The following is a 14,413-nucleotide window of genomic DNA, read 5'->3' on the forward strand; positions in this document are numbered from 1 at the left end:
CGGGGGAAGCTCGGCGGGTCTCAGGCTACCCCGCGGGGCCGACGGATCGCTGCACCCCGGGGACGCCGTCGTCGGCGTGAGCGATGTGCCCCAGCTGGCGCCACACGAGCGCGAGCGTCACGCCCGAGCCCACGAACGCGAACCAGAACGGCGCCAGCACTCCCCCGTGCTGCGCGATCAGCCCGCCGAGCCCGCTGCCGATCACGGTGCCGCCGAAGATCGAGACGCTGTAGACCGAGCCCACCCGGCCCTGGAACTCCATCGGGACCGCGCGCTGGCGTACCGCCTGCGAGAGCGTCCCCCACGCGAACGCGTAGACCCCGAACCCGAACATGATGAGCACCGCGACCCAGGGCACCCGGGTCACCGCGAAGCCGAGGTGCATGACCACCTCGAGGCTCAGGCAGGCGCGCATCAGCGTGGCCAGCGGGACGTGCCGCTCCAGCCAGCCGTACAGGAAGGTGCCGACCAGGCCCCCCGCCGCCGCGGCGCTGGTGAGCAGGCCGTAGCCGATCGGGCCCATGTGGAGGACGTCGAGCGAGTACAGCACCAGGATCGACCACGCCGCCGCCCAGGTGATGTTGAACGTGACGATGACCAGCGCCAGCGTGCGGACCGGCGCATTGCCCATCAGCCAGCGCAGCCCCTCGGCGATGTCGCGCAGCACGTGGGTGTCGACCTCGCCGCGCACCGGCCCCGGCGGCAGCGCGATCCGGGTCGCCAGCACGACCCCCAGCAGCCCGCACAGGATCTGGGCCCCGAACGGCACCGCCATCCCGACCGCGAACAGCGCCGCACCCAGCGGCGCCCCCGCGAACTGGTTGAGCGTGATGAACCCCGCCTGCAGCCGCGCGTTGGCGATGCCGAGGTCCGCCTTGTCGACCAGCATCGGCAGGAAGGTCCGGTACGCCGTGTCGGCGAACACCTCCGCGGTCCCCAGCAGGAACATCGCGCCCAGCACCAGCGCGATGTTCACGACCCCGGTCACGATCGTCACGCAGAGCACCGCGAGGACCACCGACCGCAGCAGGTTCGCGACGACCACCATCCGCAACCGGTCGACCCGGTCGGCGACCGCCCCGGCGAACAGCCCGAACAGCAACCAGGGCAGCCCGACGAGCAGCATCGCCATCGACACGAGCGCCGGCGAGCGCGTCTGGGAGGCCACCAGCAGCGGCCCGGCGGCCAGCGCGATCCCGTCGCCCAGGTTGCTCACCCAGGCCGACGCCATGAGGTGCCGGAAGCCCGGTCCGAGCCGGGCCGGCGCGACTGCTTCGATCACCCGGCCCACAAGGTCGAGACGTTATGCCCGCACCCGGCCCCGGCGCCAATCAATTGCCGGGGGCCGGAAAACCAGTCGGACCACCCGGCGCCGTACGGCGAGGGTGGTCCGTGGTGTGGTGCACCTGGGCGACGACGGGAGCTCGTCGTCGGAGTCCGGGGTCAGGCCGGCTGCATCTCCTGCGCGTCGCCGGTCAGGATCTCGGCCGCGCGGGCCGACATCAGCTTGTCGTTCTCCTCCGAGAGGCGAAGGACGAGGGACTCCAGCTCGGCGACCCGGTTGCGCAGACGAGCATTCTCGACGGCGAGACGGGGGTCGCGGAGGTCGCTGTTCAGGTGACCGATCAGCGCCTTGGCCATGAAGTGAGCCTTCCGGTTCGACAGGGTGTCAGCCCGAGGGGGGCCGTCTACAAGAGTCCCACTTCGGCTCGCCAGGGTCAAACCTCCGGGGGACGGCCCCGCTCGACCGTCCCCCGGGGGCTCAGCAGGACCGCTTCTGCTCGGCCGAGCAGCGGTCGCGACCAGGGCCGCCGTCGGCGATGTCGTAGCCCAGGCCGCCCACGATCCGGTCGTTGCCCCCACGGCCCTGGATCACGTCCGCTCCCCCGTTGCCGTCGAGCTCGTCGGCACCGGGCCCGCCCAGGATGACGTCGGCCCGGCTGCTGCCCTCGACCCGCTCGATGCTGGCGAGGGCGATCCGTCCGTCTGCCCAGCGCGCCCGCTGGGCGGCGAGGTCGACCCGCGCCCGTCCCGTCTTCATCCGGAGGTAGTCGCGGCCGGTACCGCCCTGGATCGTGGAGGTCGTGGACGTGTTGAGCCCGGGCAGTCCGCCCCTCGCACGTTCCGAGACGGTGAAGGTGTCGTTGCCCGGGCCGCCAAGGACCTTGCCCGAGGTCCGGACCAGGCTCACCCGGTCGTTCCCCTCGCCCAGGACCAAGGTGGTGGTGAGGTACTCGGCGCTGACGTAGTCGTTGTCGGCGCCCGTGTCGATCCGGGCGCCGGGTGAGCTGACGTAGACCCTGTCGCGCCCAGCCCCCGTCGTGACGCGATCGTCACCCTCGAAGGCTCGCACCCAGTCGTTGCCGTCACCGGCGTCGACGCGGTCGGCGCCGCCCCCGCCGTCGATCATGTCGTCGCCGTCTCCACCCACGATCAGGTCGTCACCATTGCCACCGCAGATGAGGTCGTCGCCGTCGAGACCGTTGAAGACGTCGTCGCCGTCGCCCAGCAGGACCACGTCATCGCCCGGGGTGCCGACGAGGGTGTCCGACCCTTGGGTCCCCATGATCGTCACGTTCTGGCCGAGGCACGTCTCCGGAGTTGAAGCGCCGGATGGCCCGCTCAGCCCGACGGAGAGCGTAGCGATACCGAGCGCAAGCCCGGCGCCGGCGGCGATGCGCCGGAAGCAGCAGGGGATGGTGTGGGTGCCTGAGTTGTCAGTGTCCGCGTTCATGACCCCGACAGCGGCCGGGGCACCGCATCCATTACCGGCTCGGCCGGATGTAATGACTTCGCGCCGCGATCCGCTGTCCTGGTTGTGTCAGGATCGTCGACCCGCCTGACCACCGAGCGAGGAGGCACCCTGACCGCGTCGGAGCGTCACGGTCCCGCCGACCCGCTCGGTGGGTCGCTGGCGCGCGCCCTGGAGGGGGACGAGGCGGCGTTCGGGGAGGTGTGGCGGCTGCTGCAGCCGCCGTTGCTGCGCTACCTGAAGGTCCGCGACCGGGAGTACGCCGAGGACATCGCGGCCGAGACGTGGCTGCACGTCGTGCGCGACCTCGGGCGGTTCTCGGGTGGGGCGGCGGAGTTCCGGGCGTGGGTGTTCACGCTCGCGCGGCACCGGGCGATCGATGCGGCGCGGGCGCAGGCGGCGCGGCCGAGTGTGCCGACGGCCGAGGTGATCGACATCAGTACGGCGCCGAGCGCGGAGAGCGCGGCGCTGGAGCGGGCCGACACCGAGGCGGCGGTACGGCTGGTGGCGACGCTGCCGACGGTCCAGGCCGAGATGGTGATGCTGCGGGTGGTGGCCGGGTTGTCGGTCGCCGAGGTGGCCACGATCGTCGGCAAGAAGCCCGGCACGGTGGCGGTCGCGGTCCACCGGGCCCTCAAGAAGCTCGCCGGCGCCCACGGCGCCCCGACGGCGGACGGAACACGATGACCTACGACGACCACGACCTCGGCGAGCTGGCGGACAGCCCGCTCGTGCGAGCCCTCCGCGCCCCCGGTACGGCGGCCGAGCTGGCCGGCGAGGAGCAGGTGCTCGCCGCGTTCCGCGACCACCACCCCGGACGACGCCGCCGCGGCCCCGGCCGGGTCGTCGGCCGGATCGGCGCGGGCGGCACCGCGCTGGTCGCCGCGCTGGCGCTGACCGGAGGGGTCGCCGCGGCGGCCTACAACCAGGCGCTGCCCGACCGGGTCCAGGCGTTCGCGCACGACGCGCTCGGCGGTCTCGGCGTCCCTCCGGCCCGTACGCCGGACCCGCAGCAGCCCCCGTCGGCGGGCCCCGACGGCGACCAGCGGGACGGCCGCTCCACCGACTCCCCGCGGACGCACTCCCCCACCGACCCCCGCCCGGGCACCGGCGCGGGCCGGGAGGGCCGCCCGCGGCAACGCGGCCACGCCGACATCCGGCGGCACGAGGCGCCGACCGGGCCGGCCGTGGTCCGGGTCTCGCTGACCGCGCGGACCGTCGACGCCGGCGCCAGCACCACGATCACCGCGCGGGTGCGCGACGCGGCGCTGATGCCGATCACCTCCCAGGAGGTCGTGCTCTGGCAGCGGCCGGCGGGCAGCAAGTGGAGCCAGGTGGGCGGCGGGGTCACCGACGCCGACGGGTGGGTCTCGATCGCGACCGAGCCGGTCACCGCGAGCACCGACCTGCGCCTCGAGACGACCGTCGTCGACGGACTGGGCGAGGCGATGGTGCTCCAGAGCGAGCAGCGGCGGGTCGCGGTCCGGCCGGCGCTCACGACGAGCACCGCGGGCAGCCTGCTCACGGTCCACGTCACCGGCGGGCAGGCCGGCGACCAGGTCTGGCTGGCCCGGCGCGGCCCGGGTGGGCGGATCCTGCGGGTCGGCACGGTGCGCCTCGACGAGCAGGGCGTCGCGACCTACGACCTGGCGCGGTTCCGCGGGCAGGTCAAGGTGCGGGTCCGGCTGGCGCGGACGGCGGCCCACCTGGGCGCCGAGCGCTGGGTCGTGCTCCGGCTGGGCAGCGGCCCGCAGGAGCCGGAGCCGTCCCCCGAGCCCACCCCGGGCGCGGAGCAGACGCCCGGGGGCTAGCCCCGGCGCCGGCGCGGGGCCGGCTGGCACGACGGGCAGAAGTACGACGAGCGGTTCATGAACGCGATCCGGCGGATCGTCGTACCGCACCGGTCGCACGGCTCGTCCTCGCGCCCGTAGGCGTGCAGCGAGCGGTCGAAGTAGCCCGACTCACCGTTGACGTTGACGTAGAGCGCGTCGAACGACGTCCCGCCCTGGGCGAGCGCCTCGTTCATCACGTCGCGGGCGTTGCCGAGCAGCGCGAGCGCCTGGGCGCGGGTGAGCCGGTCGCCGGGCCGCTCGCCGTGCAGGCTCGTGCGCCAGAGCGCCTCGTCGGCGTAGATGTTGCCGACGCCGGAGATCAGACCCTGGTCGAGCAGCAGCCGCTTGACCCCGGAGGTGCGCTTGCGGAGCCGGGCGACGAAGGCGTCGTCGTCGAACTCCGGGTCGAGCGGGTCGCGCGCGATGTGGGCGATCTCGTGGGGCAGCTCGGCGCCGTCGACCGAGACCGACAGCCCGCCGAACATCCGCTGGTCCACGAAGCGCAGCTCGCGCCCCTCGGCGGCGCCGTCGAGGACGAACCGCACGCGCAGGTGGCGCTCGACGGGGGCGGCCGGCTCCTGGACGAGCATCTGGCCGCTCATCCCGAGGTGGCCGAGGATCGCGTCGCCGTTGTCGAGCGGCAGCCAGAGGTACTTGCCGCGGCGCCGCGCGCCGTCGATACGGCGTCCGGTCAGGGCCGCGGCGAAGCCGAGCGGACCACCGGGGTGGCGGCGCACGGGACGTTCGTGGAGGACGTCGACCGCGGCGATGGTGGCGCCGGTGACGTGACGTTCGAGGCCGGCTCGGACGACCTCGACCTCGGGGAGCTCGGGCACGACGCCCTGCTCAGCTGCCGGAGCCGACCGGGCGGCCGTTGGTGTCGAGGCCGAGCGCGGCCGCGATCTCGCCGAAGGCGGTCTGGGCGGCGCCCTGCTCGGCTTCCTTCTTGGAGCGGCCGACGCCGTTGCCGTAGAGCTTGTCGCCCACGCGCACCTGGGCGGTGAACGTCTTCATGTGGTCCGGGCCGTCGTCCTCGATGACGTACTCGGGCACGCCGAGCGTCTGGTCGGCGGCGAGCTCCTGGAGCGAGGTCTTCCAGTCCAGGCCGGCGCCGAGCGCCGAGGCCGCCTCGATGAGCGGGTCGAACAGCCGGTGCACGACGACCGAGGAGACCTCGATGCCGCCGGTGAGGTGGATCGCCCCGATCACGGCCTCGACCGTGTCGGAGAGGATCGACGCCTTGTCGCGCCCGCCGGTCGCCTCTTCGCCGCGGCCCAGCTTGATGTGGGCGCCGAGCCCGATCTCGCGGGCCACGCCGGCCAGCGCGCGGGCGTTGACGACCGCGGCGCGCAGCTTGGCGAGGCGACCCTCGGACAGGTCCGGGTGGGTCAGGTACAGCGTCTCGGTGACCACGACGCCGAGCACCGAGTCACCGAGGAACTCCAGCCTCTCGTTGGTCGGAAGACCACCGTTCTCGTAGGCGTAGGAGCGGTGCGTCAGCGCGAGGTCGAGCAGCTCGGGGGTCAGCGAGGGATCCCCGAGCGCTCGACGCAGCTCGTCGTACGCGGTGATGCTGGTGTACCTGACGTCGTCCGGTCGGTCGCTCAGAGAACCTGGCGACGCTCGGCGCGCGCGCCGTACTGACCGCAGGTGCCGCAAGCGCGGTGCGGGAGGTGCTTGGCGCCGCAGGCCGGGTTGGCGCAGGTCACCAGCGACGGGGCGACAGCCTTCCACTGCGAGCGACGGTGCCGCGTGTTGCTGCGCGACATCTTCCGCTTCGGAACAGCCACTGTCTTCTCCTTGGTTCGGGTGCGCTCGGGGTCGAGCGCCTCTTCAGTCCGTGGGGTCTTGCTCGAGCTTGGTCAGCGCCGCCCAACGCGGGTCGATCGCAGCCTCGTGCGTGTGGTCCGGCTCGTCCGCGAGCCGGGCCCCGCACTCGGGGCACAACCCGGGACAGTCGTCCTGGCACAGCGGCTGGAACGGCAGTGCGAGCACCACCGCGTCCCGCAGCACGGTCTCCAGGTCGAGCAGGTCGTCCTGGAGCATGCTGACCTCGTCGTCCTCCTCGGCTCCCTCGGCGTCACGGATGTCGTCGTAGACGAACAGCTCCTGGAACGTCACCGCGATCTCGTCGCGGATCGGCTCCAGGCACCGCACGCACTCACCCTCCAGGCCGGCCTTCGCCGACCCGGTGACGAGCACGCCTTCCATGACCGCCTCCAGGCGCAGGTCGAGCTCGACCGGCGCGCCCTCGGGGACGGAGAGGACTTCGATGCCCAGATCTGCTGGTGCCGGCACTGACCGTGACACCTGTCGCTGGGACCCCGGGCGGCGTCCGAGCTCGCGGGTGTCGAGCACGAGCGGCGCTCTCGGGTCCAGATGCTTCAGGGGTTCACTTCCAGGTCCGGGCACAACAGATCGGTTCAATGTTAGAGGGGCGGGTGGGACAGGGCCAATTCAGGGGTCGTCCGCCCCGTCGTTCACTGCCGTTCAGCGAGCTTCTCGGTGAGCCGGGCGAGCACCGCCGGAGGCACGAACGCCGAGATGTCGCCGCCGAGCGAGGCGACCTCCTTGACCAGGCTGGAGGAGACGTAGCCGAGGCTGGCGGTGGTCGGGACGAAGACCGTCTCGACCCCGGTCAGGTGGGCGTTCATCTGGGCCATCGGCAGCTCGTACTCGTAGTCGTTGCCGCCGCGCAGGCCCTTGACGATCGCGTGGGCGTCGATGTCCTTGCAGAAGTCGACGATCAGGCCGGTGAAGCCCATCACGGTCACGTTCGGCAGGTCGGCGCACGCCTCGCGGAGCATCTCCAGGCGCTCGTCGGGCTCGAACAGGCGCGACTTGGACATGTTGGTGCCGGTCGCGACGACCAGCTCGTCGAAGAGGGCCGAGGCCCTCCGGAAGATGTCCAGGTGGCCGTAGGTGACCGGGTCGAAGGAGCCGGGGCACACCGCGCGGGTCATGGGGCGAGGCTAGTGGCTGACGGGTGCTCGGCGAGCCAGCGGGTGGCAGCGCGGCGGGAGGCGGGGCACCGGCAGCCTGCTGACCCACCTACGCCGGAGACGCGCTCACCCCGGCAAACCAGAGGGTCGTCTCGCCGTACTTGCGCTGGCCGCGCTTGCCCTCGAGCGGCACCAGGGCGCTGGGCCACAGCGGCGCCGGGCTGCGCCGGGAGCGCTCGACGATGACGAGCGCGTCGGGCGCGAGCCAGCCGTGGGCGGCCAGGGCGGCGAGGTCGGCGGCGACCGCCTCGTCCGTCAGCGGGTACGGCGGGTCGGCGACCACGAGGTCGTAGGGCTCCCCCGCCGGCGGGTCGGCGAGCACCGCGGCGACCGGGCGGGCCAGGACCTGGGCGGCGTCGCAGCCGATCGAGCGGGCGTTGGCCCGCACCAGGTCCGCGGTACGGCGGTCGGACTCGACGAGCGTGACGGCGGCGGCGCCGCGCGACCAGGCCTCGAGCCCGAGCGCGCCGGAGCCGGCGTACAGGTCGAGGACGCGCAGGCCCTGGAGCGACCCCGCCCACGCCTCGACGGCCGAGAACAGCGCCTCACGGACCCGGTCGCTGGTGGGCCGGGTCTGGTCGCCCTTGGGGGTCTGGAGCCGGCGGCCGCCGGCCGCTCCGGCGATGATCCGGGTCACGACTTGTCCACGAAGTCGGCCTGGACGGAGCGCTCCAGGTCGCGCACGGCCGCGCCGAGGCCCGGCGCCTGGCCCAGGTCGGTGTCGGCGTCGAGGAGCCCCTCGGCGGCCTGGCGGGCGGCGACGATGGTGTCCTCGTCGCGCAGCACGCGGAGGTTCTCCAGGCTGGTCCGGCCGCCGGCCTGGGCGGCGCCGAGGACGTCGCCCTCGCGGCGCATCTCCAGGTCGATCCGGCTGAGCACGAAGCCGTCGGTGGTCGATGCGACCGCCTCGAGCCGCTCCCGGGCGGGCGATCCGGCGTCGGTGTGGGTGACCAGGAGGCACAGCCCGGGCAGCCCGCCCCGGCCGACCCGGCCGCGGAGCTGGTGGAGCTGGGAGACGCCGAACCGGTCGGCGTCGAGGATCACCATGCCGGTCGCGTTGGCGACGTCGACGCCGACCTCGATCACGGTCGTCGAGACGAGCACGTCGATGTCGCCGGCGGCGAAGGATCGCATCACGGCGTCCTTCTCGTCGGCGGGGAGCCGGCCGTGGAGGCGGGCGATCCGCAGTCCGGCCAGGGGGCCCTCGGCGAGCCGGGAGACGACCTCCTCGACCGCGGCGGCGGGCGGCTTGGGGGCGACCTCGACCTCGCCGTCGTCCGGGTCGGGCAGGTCGACCGCGTCGACCTGGCCGGCCTCGGCCTCGTCGCCGGAGATGCGGGGGCACACGACGTAGACCTGGTGGCCCTTGCCGACCTCCTCGCGCACCCGCTCCCACACCCGGCCGAACCAGGTCGGCTGCTCGGCCAGCGGGACGACGTTGGACTGGATCGGCGCGCGTCCGGCCGGCAGCTCGCTCAGGGTCGAGGTCTCCAGGTCGCCGAAGACCGTCATCGCGACGGTCCGCGGGATGGGCGTCGCCGTCATCACCAGCAGGTGCGGCGGGGCGGCGGCCTTGTCGGTGAGCGCGGCGCGCTGCTCGACGCCGAAGCGGTGCTGCTCGTCGACGACCACGAAGCCGAGGTCGGCGAACATGACCTGGTCCTGGAGCAGGGCGTGGGTGCCGATGACGATCCCGGCCTCGCCGGAGGCGATCCGCGAGAGCGGGCCGGTGCGCTGGGTCTTGTTCATCGAGCCGGTGAGCAGCTCGACGCGGGTGCCCTCGCCGGAGCCGAAGATCGTGCCGCCGTCGGCGAGGTCGCCGAGCATCGCGACGATCGAGCGGTAGTGCTGCTGGGCGAGCACCTCGGTCGGCGCGAGCAGCGCGGCCTGGCCGCCGGAGTCGACGACACGGAGCATCGCCCGCAGCGCGACGAGGGTCTTTCCGGAGCCGACCTCACCCTGGAGCAGGCGGTTCATCGGGTGCGGCTGGGCCAGGTCGGCCTCGACCTGGGCGCCGACCTCGACCTGGCCGGCGGTGAGCTGGAACGGCAGCCGCTCGTCGAACGCGCGCAGCAGGGCGCCGTCGCCGCCGGTCCGGGCGGTCGCGCCCTCGGCCTGGCGGGCCCGACGGCGGCGGCCGAGGACGAGCTGGGTGACCAGCGCCTCCTCGAACCGGAACCGGTGGTGGGCGCGCTCGACCTGGTCGCGGTCCTCGGGCTGGTGGACCCAGTCGTAGGCGTCCTGGATGCCGAGGACGTCGTACTCGTCGCGGACGGGGTCGGGCAGCAGCTCGGCGACCGGCTCGATGACCTTGCGGGCGAAGGTCACCGCGCGGGTGATGTCCCAGGTCTCGACGCCCTTGGTGAGCGGGTAGATCGGGAACAGCGGGCCGAAGTCGAGGACGTCCTCGACACCGCTCCCCTCGCCCTCGGCCTCGTCGCCCATGCCGAAGATCGTCATCGCCGGGTTGACCAGCTGCCACTGGTCGCGGAACCGGTCGGCCTTGCCGAGGAAGACCCCGCGGTTGCCCTGGGCGACGCGGCGCGCGTGCCAGCCGGCGGTGCCCTGGTTCTTGGCGAAGAACGTCATCTTGAGCCGCGGGCCACCGGTGCGCAGCACCGCCTCGACCCGGTACGCCGGACGGCCGGTGCGGCGGTCGTTGTAGGTCTTGATCTCGCACTGGTCGATCTCGCCGACCACGCACAGCAGCTGGCCCACACGCAGGTTGTCGATCCGGGTCAACGAGCCGGTCTCGAGGTAGCGCCGCGGGAAGTGGCGCATCAGGTCGCCGACGGTCTCGATGCCGAGCCCCTCGGCGAACCGCTTGCGCTTGGCAGGCGTGGTCGCCCCCAGGACCGCGGTCACGGACGATGCGAAGTCGATAGCCACCTAGAACCTCATTCGACGGACATGAGGAGCGGGTACCGCTCCTGCCCACCGTCGTACACCACGACGTCGACATGGGGGTGGAACTCCTCCACCCAGGCGGTCGCCCGGTCGGCCAGGTCACCGGCGTCCTCGCCGCTCACCAACGTGACCAGCTCGCCGCCCGCGGCCAGCAGCCGGTCGAGGACGACGAGCGCGACCCCGCCGAGCTCCTCGCCGACCACCGCGAAGTCGCCCGCGATGACGCCGAGCGCGTCGCCGGGCTCGCACGGGCCGGCCATCGTCATCGCCTGGCGGGCCGCGATCGTGACCGCGCCGTGGCGCACGTGGCGGGCGGTCGCGGTCATCTCGGTGACGTCCTGGTCGAACGTGCGTCCCGGCTCGTGCACCGCGACCGCGGCCAGGCCCTGCACCTGGGTGTGGGTCGGGATCACCGCGACCCGCAGCCCCCGGGTGCCGTGGTCGGCCTCGGCGGTCGACGCGGCCGCCAGCGCGGCACGCACGCTCGGCTCGTCGTTGGGGAGGATGACGACCTCCTTGGCCCCGCAGGCCGTGATCGCCGCGAGCAGCTCTCCGGTCGAGGGCCGCCGGCCGGGGCCGCCGCGGACGGCGACCGCGCCGGCCTCCTCGAACAGCTCGGCCAGCCCGGGCCCGGCCGCGACCGCGACGACGCGGCGTCCGGTCAGCGTGGGCAGCGCGGGAGCGGGCGCCTCGGCGGCCGCGGCCTTGGCCGCGATCTGCTCGGCGAAGTGGGTGACCCGGATCCGGTGCGGGCGGCCGATGCCGAGACCGGCCTCGATCGCGGCGCCGACGTCGTCGGTGTGCACGTGGACGTTCCACAGGCCCTCGCGGCCGACCACCACGACCGAGTCGCCCAGCTCGCCGAGGCGGCTGCGCAGACCCGGAGCGGCGTCGTCGGCGGCGTCGAGGAGGTACATCACCTCGTACGCCGGGCCGTCGGCGCTGAGCTCGTCGGCGGCCGGCTCCAGGTGCGGCACCGGGATGACGTGGCTGCCGAGCGGCGCGGTGACCGGGATCGGGCGGCGCCCGGTCAGCACGGTCTCGGCGGCGTCGAGGATCACCGAGACCCCGCGTCCGCCGGCGTCGACGACCCCCGCCTGGGCGAGGACGTCGAGCTGCTCGGGGGTGTGGCCGAGCGCCTCGCGGGCGGCGGCGGCCGCCTCGGTGAGGACGTCGGCGCTGCGGGCGCCGGGCAGGGCCGCGGCCGCCGTACCGGCGTCGGCGGCCGCACGCAGGACGGTGAGCATGGTGCCCTCGACGGGCTCCCCCACCGCGGCATAGCTCGCGACGGACGCCTCGCGCAGCGCCTCGGCCATCACGGTCGCGTTGCGCTCCTCGGGCGTGGCCCCGGCGATCCGGCGGGCCGCGGCGCCGAGCATCTCGCTGAGGATCACCCCGGAGTTGCCGCGCGCGCCCAGCAGGGCGCCACGGGCGAGCGCGGGCAGCGGCTCGGCGTCCTCGTCCAGCGCGGCCCGGATGGCGTCGCGCGCGGCGACGACGGTGAGGTACATGTTGGTGCCGGTGTCGCCGTCGGGCACGGGGTAGACGTTGAGCGCGTCGACCTCCTCGCGCGCCTCGGCGAGCGCGTCGACCGCGATGTCGACGAAGCGGACCACGGACGCCAGTGCGATCCCGCTCCGCCCCGGGCCGGTCTCCCGGCTCCCCTCGCGCGCCGTCCCCTCATCCATCGAGGTCACCTTAGGGCAGGGCCCGCGGGCTTCGCCGATTTCGGCCGACACGTCGCGGTCGGCTATTCTCTTCCGGTTGCCCGAAGCGCCTGCTGCGCACGGGCGCGACACGACTTAGTACGAGCAATCTCTCAGGAGTGACAACCATGGCCGCCGTGTGCGACATCTGCGACAAGAAGCCGACGTTCGGCAACAACCGGCCGTGGTCGCGCAAGATCACCAAGCGCCGCTTCGACCCGAACATCCAGCGCGTGCGCGCGGTGGTCAACGGCACCCCGAAGCGCCTCAACGTCTGCACCGGCTGCATCAAGGCCGGCAAGGTCACCCGCTGACCTTCGCGACTCGCTGAGTCCTCGTTCGAAGGCCGCCACCCTCGCGGGTGGCGGCCTTCGGCGTTTTCGGCGCGCGCGCCGGACGGTCAGAAGTGGGTCCAGCCGGTGGGGCCGTCGTACGCCCCGCCGTCGACGGTGACCGGCAGGTCCCCGCGGGCGCCGACCGTGCCGATCCGGGTCCAGCCCTCGGGCAGCGCGGTGCCGGCCGGGAAGGTGGCGAGCAGCGAGTGGTCCTCGCCCCCGCCCAGGATGAACTGCATCGGGTCCGCGCCGAGCGCCTGACCCACCGCGACGAGCGGCTCGGGGACCTCGAAGGCGGCGGTCTCGACGTCGATCGTCACGCCCGAGCCCTCGGCCAGGTGCCGGGCCTCGGCGAGCAGGCCGTCGGAGATGTCGATCATCGCGGTCGCGCCCGCCTCGGCGGCGACCGGCCCGGCGTCGTACGGCGGCTCGGGGCGGCGGTAGGCCTCGACCAGCACCCGGGGTGACCGGAAGCCCCGGCCCAGCACCGCGAGCCCGCCGGCGGCCCAGCCCTGGCGCCCGCAGAGCGCGAGGACGTCGCCCGCCGCGGCGCCGGAGCGCAGCACGGGCGAGACGGTGCACGCGCCGAGGACGGTCACCGAGATCATCAGCTGGTCGGCGCGGCTGATGTCCCCGCCGACGAGCCCGGCACCGACGGCGGCGCACTCCTCGGCGAAGCCGCGGGTGAAGTCGAGCGCCCACTGCGCCGGCAGGTCGGCGGGCGTGGCCAGTCCGACCGTCAGCCACTGCGCCCGCCCGCCCATCGCGTTGATGTCGGACAGGTTCTGCGCGGCGGCCCGGTGCCCGACGTCGAGCGCCTCGGCCCAGTCGCGCCGGAAGTGCCGGCCCTCGACCATCACGTCGGTGGAGACCACCACGTGCCCCTTGCGCACGCGCAGCACCGCGGCGTCGTCCCCGGGCCCGACGAGTACGTCCTGACCCGGCGCGCCCGCGGCGACGATCTCGCCGATCCGGCCGATGAGCCCGAACTCCCCGAGATCCGCCACCGTCGCGTCAGGGTCGATCGCCTCAGCCATGGCTCCATCCCATCACGCGCGAGTTCTCCTCCCGCGCCCGGGCAAGGTAGGTTGAATCGTTCCGGCAATCACGTCGACGGGAGCAGACCCATGGTGGTTCAGGCCTACATCCTCATCCAGACCGACGTCGGCAAGGCCGCGGAGGTAGCACGCGAGGTCGGTCAGATCAGCGGCGTCACGCTCGCCGAGGACGTCACCGGCCCCTACGACGTGATCGTGCGCGCCGAGGCCCGCAACGTCGACGAGCTCGGCAAGCTGGTCGTCTCCAAGGTCCAGAACCTCGAGGGCATCACCCGGACCCTCACCTGCCCCGTCGTCCACATCTGACGGTGCCCCACCCCCGCCGCCGGCGGCTCACGCCGCTCCCGGCTCTCCTCGCCCTGCCCGTCTCCCTCGCCCTGGTCGCCTGCGGCGGCCCGGTCGAGGTCGACGTACCGAAGCTCTCGGCGGCCGACCAGACCACCTGCGACGCCTTCCTCGACGACCTGCCCCCGACCTTCGCCGAGCAGGACCGCGTCGAGATCGACCCGTCCGACGCCCCCGCCCGCGCGTACGGCGACCCGGCGATCGTGGTCACCTGCGGGGTCGGCAAGCCGAAGGGCTTCGACCTGACCTCGTCGTGCGAGCAGGCCGACGGGGTCGGCTACTACATCCCCGACGAGCAGTACACCGACCAGGAGGCCGACCTCACCCTCTATGCCGCGGGCTACCGGCCGCGGATCGAGGTGGCCATCCCCGCGTCGTACCGGCCGGGGGCGGTGGCGGCGGCGATGTCGGTGCTGGCGCCGCTGGTGAGCGAGCACCTCGAGCTGGTCGAGCCCTGCGACGACGGCGGCTGAGCG

Annotated in this window: 17 protein-coding genes; 5 read left to right on the forward strand and 12 right to left on the reverse strand. The window is 73.7% G+C overall.

The genetic code is table 11. From position 1 onward, the window contains the following. Positions 1 to 25: 25 nt before the first annotated feature. From M0M48_RS15535 to M0M48_RS15545, 3 genes are all read right to left on the reverse strand, one after another. On the reverse strand, positions 26 to 1,282 hold the full coding sequence (locus M0M48_RS15535) for an MFS transporter (RefSeq protein WP_257751831.1): 1,257 nt from the start codon (positions 1,280 to 1,282) through the stop codon (positions 26 to 28). A 161-nt stretch (positions 1,283 to 1,443) separates the two neighbouring features. Beyond that, positions 1,444 to 1,641 carry a hypothetical protein gene (locus M0M48_RS15540; protein ID WP_038680294.1) on the reverse strand — a complete coding sequence of 66 codons (198 nt, stop codon included), beginning with the start codon at positions 1,639 to 1,641 and terminating at the stop codon, positions 1,444 to 1,446. Positions 1,642 to 1,762: 121 nt separating this feature from the next. Next, positions 1,763 to 2,566, reverse strand: a complete 804-nt coding sequence (locus M0M48_RS15545) for a calcium-binding protein (RefSeq protein WP_257751832.1) — start codon at positions 2,564 to 2,566, stop codon at positions 1,763 to 1,765. Between the two features lie 252 nt (positions 2,567 to 2,818). Here M0M48_RS15545 and M0M48_RS15550 point away from each other — a divergent pair, with 252 nt between their 5' ends. After that, positions 2,819 to 3,439 (forward strand): RNA polymerase sigma factor, encoded by a 621-nt coding sequence (locus M0M48_RS15550; RefSeq protein ID WP_257751833.1) that lies wholly within the window; start codon positions 2,819 to 2,821, stop codon positions 3,437 to 3,439. Continuing rightward, entirely contained in the window at positions 3,436 to 4,563 is a 1,128-nt protein-coding gene (locus M0M48_RS15555; RefSeq protein WP_257751834.1) for a hypothetical protein, read from the forward strand. The genes M0M48_RS15550 and M0M48_RS15555 overlap by 4 nt, the downstream gene beginning before the upstream one ends. Here M0M48_RS15555 and mutM read toward each other — a convergent pair. From mutM to M0M48_RS15595, 8 genes are all read right to left on the reverse strand, one after another. Further along, positions 4,560 to 5,420, reverse strand: a complete 861-nt coding sequence (mutM, locus tag M0M48_RS15560) for a bifunctional DNA-formamidopyrimidine glycosylase/DNA-(apurinic or apyrimidinic site) lyase (RefSeq protein WP_215817236.1) — start codon at positions 5,418 to 5,420, stop codon at positions 4,560 to 4,562. The genes M0M48_RS15555 and mutM overlap by 4 nt on opposite strands. A gap of 10 nt (positions 5,421 to 5,430) precedes the next feature. Continuing rightward, on the reverse strand, positions 5,431 to 6,243 hold the full coding sequence (gene rnc / locus M0M48_RS15565) for a ribonuclease III (protein ID WP_445323387.1): 813 nt from the start codon (positions 6,241 to 6,243) through the stop codon (positions 5,431 to 5,433). Further along, entirely contained in the window at positions 6,189 to 6,374 is a 186-nt protein-coding gene (gene rpmF / locus M0M48_RS15570; RefSeq protein ID WP_038680298.1) for a 50S ribosomal protein L32, read from the reverse strand. Before rpmF ends, rnc begins: the two co-directional genes overlap by 55 nt. A gap of 43 nt (positions 6,375 to 6,417) precedes the next feature. Further along, on the reverse strand, positions 6,418 to 6,972 hold the full coding sequence (locus tag M0M48_RS15575) for a YceD family protein (protein WP_257754492.1): 555 nt from the start codon (positions 6,970 to 6,972) through the stop codon (positions 6,418 to 6,420). 92 nt (positions 6,973 to 7,064) lie between these two features. Continuing rightward, on the reverse strand, positions 7,065 to 7,547 hold the full coding sequence (gene coaD / locus M0M48_RS15580) for a pantetheine-phosphate adenylyltransferase (RefSeq protein WP_215817237.1): 483 nt from the start codon (positions 7,545 to 7,547) through the stop codon (positions 7,065 to 7,067). 88 nt (positions 7,548 to 7,635) lie between these two features. Further along, the gene (gene rsmD / locus M0M48_RS15585; RefSeq protein ID WP_257751835.1) at positions 7,636 to 8,223 is read right to left on the reverse strand and encodes a 16S rRNA (guanine(966)-N(2))-methyltransferase RsmD; all 588 of its coding nucleotides are present in this window, start codon (positions 8,221 to 8,223) and stop codon (positions 7,636 to 7,638) included. After that, the gene (locus tag M0M48_RS15590; RefSeq protein WP_257751836.1) at positions 8,220 to 10,475 is read right to left on the reverse strand and encodes an ATP-dependent DNA helicase RecG; all 2,256 of its coding nucleotides are present in this window, start codon (positions 10,473 to 10,475) and stop codon (positions 8,220 to 8,222) included. Before M0M48_RS15590 ends, rsmD begins: the two co-directional genes overlap by 4 nt. An 8-nt stretch (positions 10,476 to 10,483) precedes the next feature. Then, positions 10,484 to 12,181: a DAK2 domain-containing protein gene (locus M0M48_RS15595; RefSeq protein ID WP_257751837.1), complete on the reverse strand. Its 1,698-nt coding sequence runs from the start codon at positions 12,179 to 12,181 to the stop codon at positions 10,484 to 10,486. A 146-nt stretch (positions 12,182 to 12,327) separates the two neighbouring features. Here M0M48_RS15595 and rpmB point away from each other — a divergent pair, with 146 nt between their 5' ends. Next, positions 12,328 to 12,513, forward strand: coding sequence for a 50S ribosomal protein L28 (gene rpmB, locus M0M48_RS15600; protein WP_038680308.1), 186 nt, complete (start codon positions 12,328 to 12,330; stop codon positions 12,511 to 12,513). Positions 12,514 to 12,599: 86 nt separating this feature from the next. Here rpmB and M0M48_RS15605 read toward each other — a convergent pair whose 3' ends face one another. Further along, entirely contained in the window at positions 12,600 to 13,571 is a 972-nt protein-coding gene (locus M0M48_RS15605; RefSeq protein ID WP_308220321.1) for a thiamine-phosphate kinase, read from the reverse strand. Positions 13,572 to 13,661: 90 nt separating this feature from the next. On the opposite strand from M0M48_RS15605, the gene M0M48_RS15610 reads away from it, so the two are divergent. Beyond that, positions 13,662 to 13,898, forward strand: a complete 237-nt coding sequence (locus tag M0M48_RS15610) for an Lrp/AsnC family transcriptional regulator (protein ID WP_038680310.1) — start codon at positions 13,662 to 13,664, stop codon at positions 13,896 to 13,898. A gap of 2 nt (positions 13,899 to 13,900) precedes the next feature. Then, complete coding sequence (locus tag M0M48_RS15615; protein WP_257751838.1) at positions 13,901 to 14,410, forward strand: DUF3515 domain-containing protein; 510 nt, start codon at positions 13,901 to 13,903, stop codon at positions 14,408 to 14,410. Positions 14,411 to 14,413: the final 3 nt, after the last annotated feature.

Source organism: Pimelobacter simplex (assembly GCF_024662235.1).
GTDB lineage: Bacteria > Actinomycetota > Actinomycetes > Propionibacteriales > Nocardioidaceae > Nocardioides.

What these genes read in the sequence shown, in the direction of transcription:
- M0M48_RS15545 (WP_257751832.1), bottom strand. Translation starts at nt 2,566, where the DNA reads ATGGGGACCCAAGGGTCGGACACCCTCGTCGGCACCCCGGGCGATGAC.
- M0M48_RS15595 (WP_257751837.1), bottom strand. Translation starts at nt 12,181, where the DNA reads ATGGATGAGGGGACGGCGCGCGAGGGGAGCCGGGAGACCGGCCCGGGG.
- rpmB (WP_038680308.1), top strand. Translation starts at nt 12,328, where the DNA reads ATGGCCGCCGTGTGCGACATCTGCGACAAGAAGCCGACGTTCGGCAAC.
- coaD (WP_215817237.1), bottom strand. Translation starts at nt 7,547, where the DNA reads ATGACCCGCGCGGTGTGCCCCGGCTCCTTCGACCCGGTCACCTACGGC.
- M0M48_RS15555 (WP_257751834.1), top strand. Translation starts at nt 3,436, where the DNA reads ATGACCTACGACGACCACGACCTCGGCGAGCTGGCGGACAGCCCGCTC.
- M0M48_RS15540 (WP_038680294.1), bottom strand. Translation starts at nt 1,641, where the DNA reads ATGGCCAAGGCGCTGATCGGTCACCTGAACAGCGACCTCCGCGACCCC.
- M0M48_RS15605 (WP_308220321.1), bottom strand. Translation starts at nt 13,571, where the DNA reads ATGGCTGAGGCGATCGACCCTGACGCGACGGTGGCGGATCTCGGGGAG.
- M0M48_RS15610 (WP_038680310.1), top strand. Translation starts at nt 13,662, where the DNA reads ATGGTGGTTCAGGCCTACATCCTCATCCAGACCGACGTCGGCAAGGCC.